General features: G+C 60.7%; 9 protein-coding genes. 6 read left to right on the plus strand and 3 right to left on the minus strand.

The features are described from left to right. Positions 1-19: 19 nt before the first annotated feature. Positions 20-1,720, minus strand: coding sequence for an OPT/YSL family transporter (locus tag VXJ24_RS02345; RefSeq protein WP_330971309.1), 1,701 nt, complete (start codon positions 1,718-1,720; stop codon positions 20-22). 134 nt (positions 1,721-1,854) lie between these two features. Between VXJ24_RS02345 and VXJ24_RS02350 the strand changes: the two genes are divergently transcribed. Further along, positions 1,855-2,694 carry a type III pantothenate kinase gene (locus tag VXJ24_RS02350; protein WP_330971310.1) on the plus strand — a complete coding sequence of 280 codons (840 nt, stop codon included), beginning with the start codon at positions 1,855-1,857 and terminating at the stop codon, positions 2,692-2,694. Between the two features lie 51 nt (positions 2,695-2,745). On the opposite strand, the gene nrdG is transcribed toward VXJ24_RS02350, so the two are convergent. Next, positions 2,746-3,315 carry an anaerobic ribonucleoside-triphosphate reductase activating protein gene (gene nrdG, locus VXJ24_RS02355; RefSeq protein ID WP_330971311.1) on the minus strand — a complete coding sequence of 190 codons (570 nt, stop codon included), beginning with the start codon at positions 3,313-3,315 and terminating at the stop codon, positions 2,746-2,748. 140 nt (positions 3,316-3,455) lie between these two features. Then, positions 3,456-5,678 carry an anaerobic ribonucleoside-triphosphate reductase gene (nrdD, locus tag VXJ24_RS02360; RefSeq protein ID WP_330971312.1) on the minus strand — a complete coding sequence of 741 codons (2,223 nt, stop codon included), beginning with the start codon at positions 5,676-5,678 and terminating at the stop codon, positions 3,456-3,458. 1,337 nt (positions 5,679-7,015) lie between these two features. Between nrdD and VXJ24_RS02365 the strand changes: the two genes are divergently transcribed. From VXJ24_RS02365 to ilvC, 5 genes are all read left to right on the plus strand, one after another. Further along, positions 7,016-7,354, plus strand: coding sequence for a hypothetical protein (locus VXJ24_RS02365; protein ID WP_330971313.1), 339 nt, complete (start codon positions 7,016-7,018; stop codon positions 7,352-7,354). 681 nt (positions 7,355-8,035) lie between these two features. Continuing rightward, positions 8,036-9,571 carry a 2-isopropylmalate synthase gene (locus VXJ24_RS02370; protein ID WP_330971314.1) on the plus strand — a complete coding sequence of 512 codons (1,536 nt, stop codon included), beginning with the start codon at positions 8,036-8,038 and terminating at the stop codon, positions 9,569-9,571. Between the two features lie 47 nt (positions 9,572-9,618). Beyond that, positions 9,619-11,307, plus strand: a complete 1,689-nt coding sequence (ilvB, locus tag VXJ24_RS02375; RefSeq protein WP_330971417.1) for a biosynthetic-type acetolactate synthase large subunit — start codon at positions 9,619-9,621, stop codon at positions 11,305-11,307. A 4-nt stretch (positions 11,308-11,311) separates the two neighbouring features. Beyond that, positions 11,312-11,818 carry an acetolactate synthase small subunit gene (gene ilvN / locus VXJ24_RS02380; RefSeq protein ID WP_330971315.1) on the plus strand — a complete coding sequence of 169 codons (507 nt, stop codon included), beginning with the start codon at positions 11,312-11,314 and terminating at the stop codon, positions 11,816-11,818. A gap of 155 nt (positions 11,819-11,973) precedes the next feature. After that, positions 11,974-12,993, plus strand: coding sequence for a ketol-acid reductoisomerase (gene ilvC, locus VXJ24_RS02385; protein ID WP_330971316.1), 1,020 nt, complete (start codon positions 11,974-11,976; stop codon positions 12,991-12,993). Positions 12,994-13,003 lie beyond the last annotated feature (10 nt).

A 13,003-nucleotide genomic window follows, 5' to 3' on the forward strand; every position in this document is an offset into this window, starting at 1 on the left:
GGTGCGTGTGCCGATTGCCCTAGCCGGCAAGGCCTGCGGCAACGGCGATGAAGGCGATGATGACACCGACGATGGACTCGCCACCAAGGACGCCCGAGGCAACGACAAGTCCTGCCTCGTCTGCCTCCTTCTGGGCCTCCTGAGCTTCTGCTTCAGGCATGCCCGTCCTGCGGGCACGCTGGATACGATCGTAGACCTGCTTTGCGAGAGCGCCGAGGAAGGCTGTGAAGCTCATGTAGAAGGGAAGATACACGCCAAGCCCTATGAGCATGGCAGGAAGGCCTGCCCAGTAGAGCGCGATACCGGAAATGAGCCCCACCCAGAAGGCAGGCAGGCTCGGGATTCCTGACACCATGGTCGCAACGACCGATGCCTGGGCAGAGACGAACTCCTTGCCAGGGCCGAAGGCATCAGGCCCATAGGCAGAGACGAGCGCGACCATCACGGCTGCAGCGACGATGGCACCGATGATGCCGCCCAGAGCCTGCCCCAGCCATTGGGCCCTCGGATCGGTGCCGAGGATGGCGCCAGCCTTGAAGTCATTCATGACGTCTCCTGCAAGGCCGCAGGCGACAGCGACGATGCCGGCCACGAAGAAGAGCTTCACCTGGGCCACGCCGGAGAGGGCAGCGACGGCGAGAAGGGCCATGAGGCCGAAGATCTCCATCGGGTCGATGCCGGTCTGGCCGCATGACTGTGCACTCATGATCGTTGCGACGAAGGCAAAGAGCACGACGACGATGGCGGGAAGAGGGCCCAAGCCGAGGGCAAAGCAGACAAGGAGTGCCACGGCGGCCGCGGCGATGCCGAAGATGCCCGCATCGAGGCGGAGAGACCCTGTCGCAAGGGAATAGGGGGAGTCCTTCTCCTCGGTGGCTTCATGCCTGAGTCCTGAGACGATCGTCTTCGCTTCGGGCAGGATGTCCTTCGCGACGGTCGCTGTGCCAGAGCCCATCATGAGGCCCATGCCGAGGGAGGAGACGATGCCCCGGGCCGTGGCGATATCCCAGAGTCCTGCTGCAGAGCCGCCGACGATGAGGCCGAAGTTCGAGAAGAGGGCTCCTGCAAACCAGAAGAGGACCGGCACCCAGCCGACGAGGAAGCCGACGGAGAGCATCATCGGCGAGTTGTAGATGCCGAAGGTGATGCCGGGAATGGGGAGTGCGGCGAGCATCGTGGGCAGGGCGCCCACGCCGTCGCGCAGGACGCTCCAGAGGCCGGCCACACCCATCGAGCAGAAGAGCTCGCGTCCCGTGGCACCTCCTGCCTCGGTCGCGCGCAGCGTCTCTGCGGCAGCCGTGCCGGTCGGGAATTCGAGCGCGGCATCGACGATGAAGTGGCGATGGATGAGCGCAGTGGAGATGAGGCCCAGGATGGTGCCGGCAAGGGCGACGAGGAAGATCTCGGTCCAGCCGATCTGGTCTCCCAGCCCCAGCATCCAGGCACCGGGGATCGTGAAGGCAAGGCCGCCTGCGACCATAGCGCCAGCGCTCATGATCGTGTGCGTGACATTCGCTTCATTCAAGGTCGTATGGCCCAGAAGCTTCAGGAAGAAGAGGGAGATGACGGCCGCGAAGACGATGGGCCAGGGAAGGGCTCCGAGCTTCAGCGCCGTGTAGACGGACGAGGCCGTGATGATGACACAGCCGATGCAGCCGATAAGGGCACCCCTGAGGGTGAGCTGCCCCTGCCATGAGGCAGAATGCGTAGCGTTCTTCAATTGATGCTCCTTGAGGTATATCCGCTCTCCCTCAGCGGAGAGTCGGGTTACGCTGACAGAACGGCTACAGTATACAGGCAGGACCCCGGATATCCGGGTGCATTCTGAAAATGGTCTCAATAAGGAGAGGTCCCATGCAGGTACAAGATCCCCTCGCTGTCCTGACAGTCGACGTCGGCAATACAGAGACCTCCTTCGGCCTGTTTGCAGCGGGTGTAACAGCAGATGCGGAGCCGCTCTCGTCCTTCACGCTCACGACGGCAGCCCATCTCACGGCAGATGAAGTCAGGCTCAGCGCGCGGGAAGCCTTGAAGCTCATGGCAGAGGATGCAGGCATCGAGGTGCCTCACAGCTTCGGCACGGTTCTTTCCTGTGTCGTTCCCTGCCTTGCAGAAGCCTGGCGCGAAGGTCTGGGCGCTTCTTCGGGTCTGCGTCCCCTCGTCGTGGGGCCGGGCATCAGAAGCGGCATGCGCCTTGCCTACAAAGATCCGGCAGAGATTGGTCCCGATCGCCTGGCAGATGCCGTCGCTGTGCGCACGCGCTACGGAGCGCCATCTGTCGCCGTGGACTTCGGCACGACTCTGAACATCGAGGCGGTCGGAAAAGATGGCGCCTTCTTGGGTGGCATCATAGCGCCGGGGCTTTCGCTTGGGGCAAAGGCCCTGCGCGAGTCAGCTGCACGCCTGCCTGAGATCGAGCTCTCGGTACCGGCACATGCCATCGGCACGACGACCGCAGATGCGATGCGCTCAGGCCTCGTCCTGGGAGAGCTTGCGAAGGTCGACGGCCTCATCGATCTTGTCTTCGAAGAGCTGGGAAGCGCGGCTCCGGTCGCTGTCACGGGAAGCCAGGCAGAAGAGCTTGCCGCACATATGCGCCACAAGGTCACGGCCGATGCGACGCTCACGCTCCGGGGCCTTCATGAGATCTATGGCGCGAACCCCAAGCTCCAGGGCAGGACTGTTTCGAGATAGAAGAAGAGGGCGCCTGCGGGCGCCCTCTTGGTGTGCGTGCTGCTCTGTGCCCTACATCGTATGGGTCTCGAAGATGGGGTCGTCGTGCCAGATGGTCGGCGTGCCCGACTCAAGCGTCTTCGGCATATCGAGGAGGCGCTGGTTCGAGGAGCCGCGGAAGCGGAGCGAGATGTCCTTCAAGTCCTGGACAAAAGGGCCATCTACCAGGACGGAGAGGGTCTGGAGAATTCGGTCTGTGACCTCGGTGCGGGGAGACTCCGTATAGGGAGCATGCACGGGCTCTGTGCCTGCAAGCTCCTCATAGGTGAAGCCGGAGTAGAGCCAGATCGGCTTTTCCGGATAGGTCTTCTTCACACGCTCGAGGAAGTCCACAAGGCCGCGCTGGTTCTCGGGCTCCATCGGCTCGCCGCCCAAGACCGAGAGGCCATCCACATAGAAGGGCTCCATGCTCTCGATGATGGCATCCTCGACGTCTTTCGTGAAAGGCTTTCCGGCTGTGAACTTCCAGGCAACCTCATTGAAGCAGAACGGGCAGTGCCTCCTGCATCCTGAGACGAAAAGCGTCGTCCTGACACCGGCACCGTTCGCGATGTCGCAGTATTTGATCTCGGAGTAGTTCATCCGACAGCCTCTCCTCTGGACTTTCTTATGGTCTCAACCTTAGCAGGCTCTGCCGACAGGAACGCGTACAGATGGCAGAGCACAAGAAGAGCGGGGACAGGCCTTCCGGCCCATCCCCGCTTGCAGTATGCAGACGGCTCTTACAGGTGCAGGACGCGGTCCTTGATCTCCTGCGTGCGGCCCTGGTTCCAGAACTGGGTGCCGATGTAGCCGCAGGTGCGCCTGGCGACATTGAGCTTGTTCTGGTCGCGGTTGCCGCAGTTCGGGCACTCCCAGACGAGCTTGCCGTCGTCCTCGACGATCTTGATCTCGCCGTCGTAGCCGCAGACCTGGCAGTAGTCGGACTTCGTGTTGAGCTCTGCGTACATGATGTTCTCATAGATGAACTGCATGACACGCACAACTGCCTCGAGGTTGTCCTGCATGTTCGGGACCTCGACGTAGGAGATGGCGCCACCGGGGGAGAGGCGCTGGAACTCGCTCTCGAACTTGAGCTTCGTGAAGGCGTCGATCTTCTCGGTCACATGGACGTGGTAGGAGTTCGTGATGTAGTTCTTGTCCGTGATGCCCGGGATGATGCCGAAGCGGCGCTGGAGGCACTTCGCGAACTTGTAGGTCGTGGACTCGAGCGGCGTGCCGTAGAGGGAGTAGTCGATGTTCTCGGCTGCTTTCCACTCGGCGCACTTGTCGTTCATGTGCTGCATGACGGAAAGCGCGAAGGGCGTAGCCTCCTTGTCGGTGTGGCTGTGGCCGGTCATGAACTTCGTGCACTCATAGAGGCCGGCATAGCCGAGGCTGATCGTGGAGTAGCCGCCGTAGAGGAGCTTGTCGATCTTCTCGCCCTTGTCGAGGCGTGCAAGAGCTCCGTACTGCCAGAGGATCGGGGCTGCGTCGGACGTCGTGCCGAGCAGGCGATCGTGGCGGCAGCGCAGGGCCTTGTGGCAGAGCTCGAGGCGCTCGTCGAAAATCTTCCAGAACTCGTCCATGTTGCCATTGGAGGAAAGGGCGACATCGGGCAGGTTGATCGTCACGACGCCCTGGTTGAAGCGGCCGTAGTACTTCGGCTTGCCCGGCTCGTAGTTCTTTGCCTTTGCGACATTGTCGTAGCCGTTGCCGGAGCGGTCAGGCGTCAGGAAGGAGCGGCAGCCCATGCAGGTGTACACGTCGCCGTGGCCCTCGGTCTCGCCCTTGGAGAGCTTGTACTCGCGCATCTTCTTCTCGGAGATGTAGTCAGGCACCATGCGCTTGGCCGTGCACTTGGCAGCAAGCTTCGTGAGGTAGAAATAGGGATCGTCCGGATGGATGTTGTCCTCTTCGAGCACATAGATGAGCTTCGGGAAGGCCGGCGTGATCCAGACGCCCTTCTCGTTCTTCACGCCCTGGTAGCGCTGGCGCAGCATCTCCTCGATGCACATGGCGAGGTCGTGCTTCTCCTGCTCGCTCTGTGCCTCGTTGAGGTACATGAACACCGTGATGAACGGCGCCTGGCCGTTTGTCGTCATCAGCGTCACGACCTGGTACTGGATGGTCTGGATGCCGCGGGCGATCTCGTCGCGCAGACGCTTCTCGACCATCTCGTGGATCTTGTCCTCAGAAGGGTGCGCATCGATCGCATCGAGCTCTGCTGCGACCTGGCGGCGGATCTTCTTCCTCGAGACATCGACGAACTTTGAGAGATGGTAGAGGGAGATGGACTGGCCGCCGTACTGGCAGGAGGCCACCTGGGCGATGATCTGCGTCGCGATGTTGCAGGCCGTCGAGAACGAATGCGGCTTCTCGATGAGGGTGCCGGAGATGACGGTACCGTTCTGGAGCATATCGTCGAGGTTCACGAGGTCGCAGTTGTGCATGTGCTGCGCATAGTAGTCCGCGTCATGGAAGTGGATGATGCCTTCCTGGTGGGCACGCACGACATCGGGCGGAAGCAGCATGCGGCAGGCCAGGTCCTTCGAGACCTCGCCGGCCATGTAGTCGCGCTGGACGGAGACGACGGTCGGGTTCTTGTTCGAGTTCTCCTGCTTGACTTCCTCGTTGTTGCACTCGATGAGGGACAGGATCTTGTCGTCTGTCGTGTTCTTCTGGCGCTTCAGAGACTGGACATAGCGGTAGATGATGTACTTGCGGGCTACCTCGTAACGGTCCAGTGCCATGATCTCATCCTCGACCATGTCCTGGATCTCCTCGACCGAGACCGTGTGTCCTGCTGCCTCGCAGCGGTCGCGCACATTCTCGGCGGCGTAGACGATCTGGCGGTCGGTCAGACGCTCGTCTTCGGCTGCCTCGCGGTTCGCGCCCCTGATCGCGTTCTCGATCTTCGAGATATCGAAGGAAACTTCAGATCCGTTGCGCTTGATAATCTTCATTTCCGCTCTCCTTGATGGTTGTCGCCAGCGCCTTGCCCGCCGGCCTTTCGCGTAGCTGTCTTCTGGGTGCAATGCGAGAGGCGTCTGCGTTGGTGCATATCAGCTGTGGCTACCACAGCCTCTTGCGCTGCATGATGTACTATGCCACAACTCATGGTGGTCTGCAGCGCTGAAATATACAAGATATTGTTGAAAGAGTGTCGAAGACCTGTCGACAACATGTAGAAAAGCGACTCCGGCGCAGGTAGCAAAACTGCGCCCGGGAAAGCATTTTCGCACGGTTGGCCAAAGGATTTTTTCGGCAGACGCAAAAGCACACAAAGCGTTCGATAGCGTCGCATTTCTGCCAGAAATCTGGCGGCACCGCACAGGCCGCTGACGTGTGCGTATGCCTCTGGTGCATGGAACGGAGGCAGAACAGACCTCGAGTGCATGGATGAAGGGGCTGTGATGCCAGAAAGAGTGCGAGACAGCTTCAGGACGCGGCCGTTCCGCACCGCGCGGGGAATGAAGCCGGCACGGTCTGGAACGGCAAACTGTGCGGGTGTGCAGGGACAATGCTTTGTCGTTCTCCTGGAGCAGGTACACGAAGGCTCCGATGGTTCCCCATGGACCATTTCTTTGCAATGAGAGGGCTGCATACGATTGGTCGGGAAGCCAGTTTCAGCACGCTATGAGCAATGGCCTTTGCAGGGATGCATGGGTGGGGGTTCCATCGTTGAACAAGGGTAGTCTTTATATCGTAGCCAAGCTGCATCTGTATCATGGGCATCCCTGATTATGCGTTATGCTCGGACATCGAAGAAACCGGCAGGAGAGTTCAGCATGGTGAATTCGGTATGGTTCCAATTCATGGTGAGATCCAAGCCATGAGAATCGAGACCGATGGAGGTATGCAGGAGCGTTCTTCTGTGGCATAGGTATTTTGGTGGTTGGTTTCCGCTGCCTCCAAGTGCCGGGGCCTATCCCCGGCTTCTTCTGTCTCCAGGGGCTGTTTCATGGCAAGAGGGCAGAGCATCTTTGCGGACGAAAGCGGGGATATGGGAGGAGTATCTCGCACTGCCTGCTGACGCCTGTCTTCCATGACCAGGCGAATGATATTCGCGAGCAGGTCATGCGCTACGAGCAGGCGCTTTCTAGGGCAGGTCTTCCCAACATTCCCTTCCGCTCAGAGCCGCTGCTGAATGGTCATGGCACCTATGAGGGCCTGGAGCCATCGCAAAGGAAACAACTACTGTGGTCTTTCAACGTGCTGGTCCAGCGCCTGCCGATTAGCTACGCTACCTTTTTTCTATCGTCGCAGCGAGTACCCGAATCCAGAGGGCCTCTCGAGGCGCATGGAGCGCGACATCGAAACTTTCATGTCGGACAGCCTGGATTTCTTTCAGACCTTCGACGATATGAAGGTCTGCTACGACGGTGGACAGAGCATCGTGGAGCGTGCTCTGTACGGAGCAGCGGGAGGCATTTTGTCCCGCAATGTCGTCGTGCGTCGAAAGACTGCCATGAGCGTCTATCGGCTGGAGCAGGTAGCTGACTACCTGTGCACCATTGAGCTTGCTGCCGTTAAATATGCTGTCCACGAGGAGTGTGAGACGTACAGCAAGTTCTTTGGCGGCGTGGGTGCCTTCAAGCGCAACTGGCTGAAGCAAGCCCGCCGTAAGCGCATGAACTAGCAGCCTGAGCGACAGCCTCCAGAGCGGCTGGCGTATCCATCGATAGGCTCTGGAAAATCAGGCGTGCCTGCATGCAGTGATGTCCCTGCGCTATGCCACCCAGACAGATATGGTCCGTATGCAAGCAGGCGGGGAAGGCCACAACGAAGGCATTCGACGAATGTGAAGGCGCTGTGGCGCCCCGCATCTTCCACGACCGCTCCCGGATTCAGGAAGCGCACAGGGCAGGGCTAGCTTTCAGGCATGATGGCGGCTGCATCTATATTTAGAAGAAGCGGTCAGAGAGGTAGCTGAAAGCTTGCTTGGGTGCTTTGTTTCCGTTTCGCTACGTAACAGATTCAGAGCCTGTCCAAGCTGTTTCGAGTGTGTCATCCTGCTACCAACGCACCGGGAGGTGCCAAGTCCAAGGGAGTATCCAGAGTGTCTCAGATTAAGACATACATTGGTTCTGAAGCTGCGCAGAGCGTAGCCATCAGCTCCATTGCGGTACTCCTACTAGCGAGCGCGCGCTAGGCGTATAGACATATACAGCCAGCGCGTTAGATCCTGTCTTCCTAGAAAGCTAGGCATCGGCGCTCGCACACACCACCCTTACATAGAACTCTCTGCGACGCCTGCCAGGTTTCCTGGGCCAGGCGTTTTGTGTATCAATGTGCATCCGCACACGAGAGGAGCCATCCTATGACCCGCAAGATTGCAATCTTCGACACCACCCTCCGCGACGGCGAGCAGTCCCCCGGCGCATCCATGAACACGGAAGAGAAGCTTGTGATTGCCCAGGAGCTCATCCGCATGCATGTCGATGTCATCGAGGCCGGCTTCCCGATTTCGAGTCCGGGCGACTTCAAGTCCGTACAGGAGATCGGCCGCCTCGCAGGCGATGACTGCGTCGTATGCGGCCTCACGCGCGCTGTCAACAAGGATATCGACCGTGCCGCAGAGGCCCTGAAGACCGCCAAGCGCCCCCGCATCCACACCGGCCTCGGCGTCTCGCCGCAGCACCTCGCAGAGAAGCTCCGCATCACGGAGGACGAGTGCATCGAGCGTGCCATCCACTGCGTCAAGTATGCAAAGCAGTATGTGGACGACGTCGAGTTCTATGCAGAGGATGCTGGCCGTGCCGACCAGGACTTCCTGATCCGTGTCATCCAGGCAGCAGTCGATGCCGGCGCCACGGTCGTGAACATTCCGGATACGACGGGCTACAACATGCCGGATGACTTCGGTGCCCGCATCAAGAGCCTCTCCGACAATGTCCGCGGCATCGAGAACGTCACGATCTCCGTGCACACGCACAACGACCTGGGCATGGCAACAGCGCTGGCGCTCGCTGGCGTCAAGAACGGCGCCACGCAGGTCGAGTGCACGATCAATGGCCTCGGCGAGCGTGCCGGCAACACCGCCCTCGAAGAGGTTGTCATGGCGCTCAAGATGCACGGCGACGAGCTCGATGGCCACACGGACATCGTGACGCAGGAGCTCACGCGTGCAAGTCATCTGGTGTCCCGCATCACAGGCATGAATGTCCAGGCAAACAAGGCCATCGTCGGCGCCAATGCCTTTGCGCACTCCTCCGGCATCCACCAGGACGGCGTGCTCAAGGCCCGCGATACCTACGAGATCATCAACCCCGAGGATGTGGGTGCCGCAGGATCGGAGATCATCCTCTCTGCGAGGAGCGGGCACGCAGCGCTGAAGCATCGTCTCGCCGAGCTCGGCTACACATTTGCGCCTGAGGAGTTCGATGACATCTACCAGCGCTTCCTCGAGATCGCAGACCAGAAGAAGGAAGTCTACGACGAGGACCTCGAGTCCATGGTCCAGGAGCGCGACCGCGACATCAAGGCTGTCTACACGCTCGATGCACTGCAGGTGAGCTGCGGCGACCCGCTGGTGCCTACCGCCACGGCCACGATCATGGACGAAGCAGGGGAGAAGCACGTCGTCTGCGCCACGGGCACAGGCCCGGTCGATGCCGCCTACAAGGCAATCGACATGGTCGTCTCGATGCACGGCGACCTCCAGGAGTTCGTCGTCAAGGCCGTCACGCGCGGCATCGATGCTATCGGCGAGGTCACGGTCCGCATCCAGTCCGAGTCCGGCAAGATCTACACGGGCCGTGGCGCCGACAACGATATCGTCGTGTCCTCGGCAAAGGCCTATGTCAATGCGATCAACCGCATGATCCAGACGGCACGCGCCAACGAAGGCAAGTAGTTCATATCAGCAAGACAAGCGGGAAGGAGGGCGAGAACGTGGAGAAGATGACGGGAGCGGAGCTCCTCATCGAGACGCTCATCGAGGAGGGCGTGAATACCGTATTCGGCTATCCCGGCGGCACTGTGCTTGATATATATGATGCACTCTACGACAGGCGCGACCGCATCCGCCACATCGAGACGACGCACGAGCAGCATGCCACGCATGCTGCCGATGGCTATGCCAGGGCGACAGGACGCTGCGGTGTCGTTATCGCCACGTCAGGTCCGGGCGCCACGAATCTCGTGACCGGCATCGCCACGGCCTACCTCGACTCCATCCCGCTTGTCGCAATCACCGGCAACGTGAGCAACCAGATGATCGGCACGGACGCCTTCCAGGAGCTCGATATCACAGGCGTCACGCTGCCCATAACGAAGCACAACTACTTCGTGCGCTCGGCAGACAGGCTCGAGCACATCGTGCACGAGGCCTTCGCGCTCGCAAACTCCGGGAGGAAGGGTCCTGTCCTTGTGGACATCCCTTCCGATGTCCAGCGCCAGCTCGTAGAGCCTCTGGAGCACGACGAGGTGAAGCTCAGGCCGCAGCAGATGGTGCCCGATGCGGCTGACCTCGAGGCAGCAGCTCGTGCCATCAACAGCGCCGAGCGCCCCTTCATCTACTTTGGCGGAGGCGTCGTCGCAGATGGAGCGGGGGATGAGGTCGTAGAGCTTGCCAAGAGGATCTCTGCTCCCATCGGCTGCTCGCTCATGGGTGTCTCCGGCATCCCGACGAGGACTCCCAATTTCCTCGGCATGCAGGGCATGCATGGCCACTTTGCAAGCACGAAGGCCCTCAATGCGTCTGACTGCCTGATCGCCCTCGGCGTGCGCTTCAACGACCGCGCGACGGGGGACCGCACGAAGTTCGGTCCCTCCGGCAAGGTCGTGCGCATCGATATCGACTCCTCGGAGCTCTCGAAGACCCTGGACGACAAGGTCGAGCTTCTGGGGGATGTGGAGGAGACCTTGCGTGCGCTCCTGCCGCTCATCGAGCCCAACACGCACGAGGCGTGGGGGCGCCATGTGCGCGAGCTCAGGGCAGAGGAGAAGGGCTACGACGACTACCGTGACGGCATGACCCCGAAGAACCTCATGATTGCTATCGACAGGATCCGTCCGCACGAGTCTGCCGTCGTGACCGACGTGGGGCAGCATCAGATGTGGGCCGCGCAGTACCTCACGTTCGTGCATCCCCGGGAGCTCATCACCTCAGGAGGCCTGGGGACCATGGGCTTCGGCTTCGGCGCCGCAATCGGCGCCGCTCTCGGCACCGGGTGCCGCTCGGTTCTCATCACGGGCGATGGCTCCTTTGCGATGGACATGGCGGAGACCATCACAGCCGCCGACCATGACATTCCGGTCACGGTCGTGCTCCTGAACAACGGGACCTTGGGCATGGTGCGACAGATGCAGTCGCTCTTCAGGCACCAGCGCTACTCCGAGACGACGCTTTCCCACAAGGGAACAGACTTCTGCGCCATTGCCCGCGGCATGGGTGCCAAGGCAACGCGCACGGAGACCCTTGAGGACTTCTCCCGTGCCTTCGAGGCTTCCTTCTCCGAGGCAGGACCCGTCCTCATCGAGTGCCCGATAGGGATCGACGAGTTCGTGACGCCGGTGCTCCAGATCGGTGCCTCGATGGACGAGCTCATCGTGAACATGGACGACGTAAAGCAGAGGATGGGGCGATAGCATCATGAAGACCTACAGCATTGCCATCATGGTGCGCAACGAGTACGGCGTGCTCAACCGTGTCACGAGCATGTTCCGCCGCCGCCAGTTCAACATCACCTGCCTCACGGTCTCCGAGACCGAGACAGAAGATCTTTCCCGCATCACCGTGCAGTTCGAGGGCGAGGACAGGGCCAAGCGCCAGCTTGTCGCCCAGCTCGCGAAGCTCCCCGATGTCGTCTCCTTCAAGGAGTTCGACCCGGAGGATTCCATCAGCTGCGAGCTTCTGCTTCTGAAGGTCGCAAACGACAATGCGACCCGCCAGCAGGTGCTCGATGCCGGCGAGGCATTCCGTGCCAAGATCGTCGACTACACCCGCGATTCCATCGTGTTCCGCATTGCCGGGGGCACCCGGCGCATAGACAACTTCATCGACCTCATGCGTGATTTCGAGATCCTGGAGGTGTGCCGCACAGGCGTCATATCGCTCGAGCGGGGCTCCTCCGTGATGCGGGAGAACGCGAATCTATAGGAACTCTCGAGACCTGAAAGCCGGTGGAAAACGAACGAACATGCATCGGTTGCCGCGTGCTAACAGGTAGTTAACGGATAGCCCAGCCAGCCTCCCGGATGAAGGCAGGCAGCTATATTGAACGGACCCAAACCAGGATTGAAAGGGGATTGGACATGGCGTTCAAGATGTACCACGAGCAGGACTGCGACATGAGCAAGCTGGATGGCAAGAAGGTCGCCATCATCGGCTACGGCTCCCAGGGCCACGCACACGCACTGAACCTCAAGGATTCCGGCGTGGACGTGAAGGTGGGCCTCTATGAGGGCTCCAAGTCCAAGGCCAGGGCGGAGAAGCAGGGCCTGGAGGTCCTGACCACTGCCGAGGCAGCCAAGTGGGCTGACATCATCATGATCCTCATCAACGATGAGTATCAGGCATCCATGTACAAGAAGGACATCGAGCCGAACCTGGCGCCGGGCAAGACGATCGCCTTCGCCCATGGCTTCAACATCCACTACGGCTGCATCGAGGTGCGTCCTGACTGCAACGTCATCATGGTCGCCCCGAAGGCTCCGGGCCACACCGTGCGTTCCACCTACCTCGAGGGCAAGGGCACGCCCTGCCTCGTCTGCGCACACCAGGATGCCACCGGCGACGCCTTCGATATCGCCCTTGCCTACGGCGCAGCCATCGGCGGAGCCCGTGCAGCACTGCTCGAGACCGACTTCAGGACCGAGACCGAGACCGACCTCTTCGGCGAGCAGAACGTCCTCTGCGGCGGCGTGACCGACCTCATGGAGGCAGGCTTCAACACGCTCGTCGAGGCTGGCTACGATCCGCGCAATGCCTACTTCGAGTGCATCCACGAGATGAAGCTCATCGTCGACCTGATCTACGAGAGCGGCTTCTCTGGCATGCGTTCCTCGATCTCCAACACCGCTGAGTACGGCGACTACACCGCCGGCCCGCACGTGATCACCGAGGCCGCCAAGGAGGGCATGCGCTACAACCTGAAGCGCATCCAGAACGGCGAGTTCGCCAAGGAGTTCCTGCTCGACATGTCCGATGAGTCCCACCAGGTCCACTTCAAGGCCATGCGCCGCCAGCAGGCCGAGACCCTGATGGAGAAGACGGGCAAGGAGATCCGTGCTCTCTACGCCTGGAACGACGAGGACAAGCTCCTCAACAACTAGTTCCGGCACC

Origin of the sequence: Olsenella kribbiana, assembly GCF_036408795.1 — a bacterium.
Lineage (GTDB): Bacteria > Actinomycetota > Coriobacteriia > Coriobacteriales > Atopobiaceae > Olsenella_L > Olsenella_L kribbiana.

Coding starts and splice junctions, on each gene's coding strand:
- ilvB (WP_330971417.1), top strand. CDS start 9,619: ATGACGGGAGCGGAGCTCCTCATCGAGACGCTCATCGAGGAGGGCGTG.
- VXJ24_RS02365 (WP_330971313.1), top strand. CDS start 7,016: ATGGAGCGCGACATCGAAACTTTCATGTCGGACAGCCTGGATTTCTTT.
- ilvN (WP_330971315.1), top strand. CDS start 11,312: ATGAAGACCTACAGCATTGCCATCATGGTGCGCAACGAGTACGGCGTG.
- ilvC (WP_330971316.1), top strand. CDS start 11,974: ATGGCGTTCAAGATGTACCACGAGCAGGACTGCGACATGAGCAAGCTG.
- nrdG (WP_330971311.1), bottom strand. CDS start 3,315: ATGAACTACTCCGAGATCAAATACTGCGACATCGCGAACGGTGCCGGT.
- nrdD (WP_330971312.1), bottom strand. CDS start 5,678: ATGAAGATTATCAAGCGCAACGGATCTGAAGTTTCCTTCGATATCTCG.
- VXJ24_RS02350 (WP_330971310.1), top strand. CDS start 1,855: ATGCAGGTACAAGATCCCCTCGCTGTCCTGACAGTCGACGTCGGCAAT.
- VXJ24_RS02370 (WP_330971314.1), top strand. CDS start 8,036: ATGACCCGCAAGATTGCAATCTTCGACACCACCCTCCGCGACGGCGAG.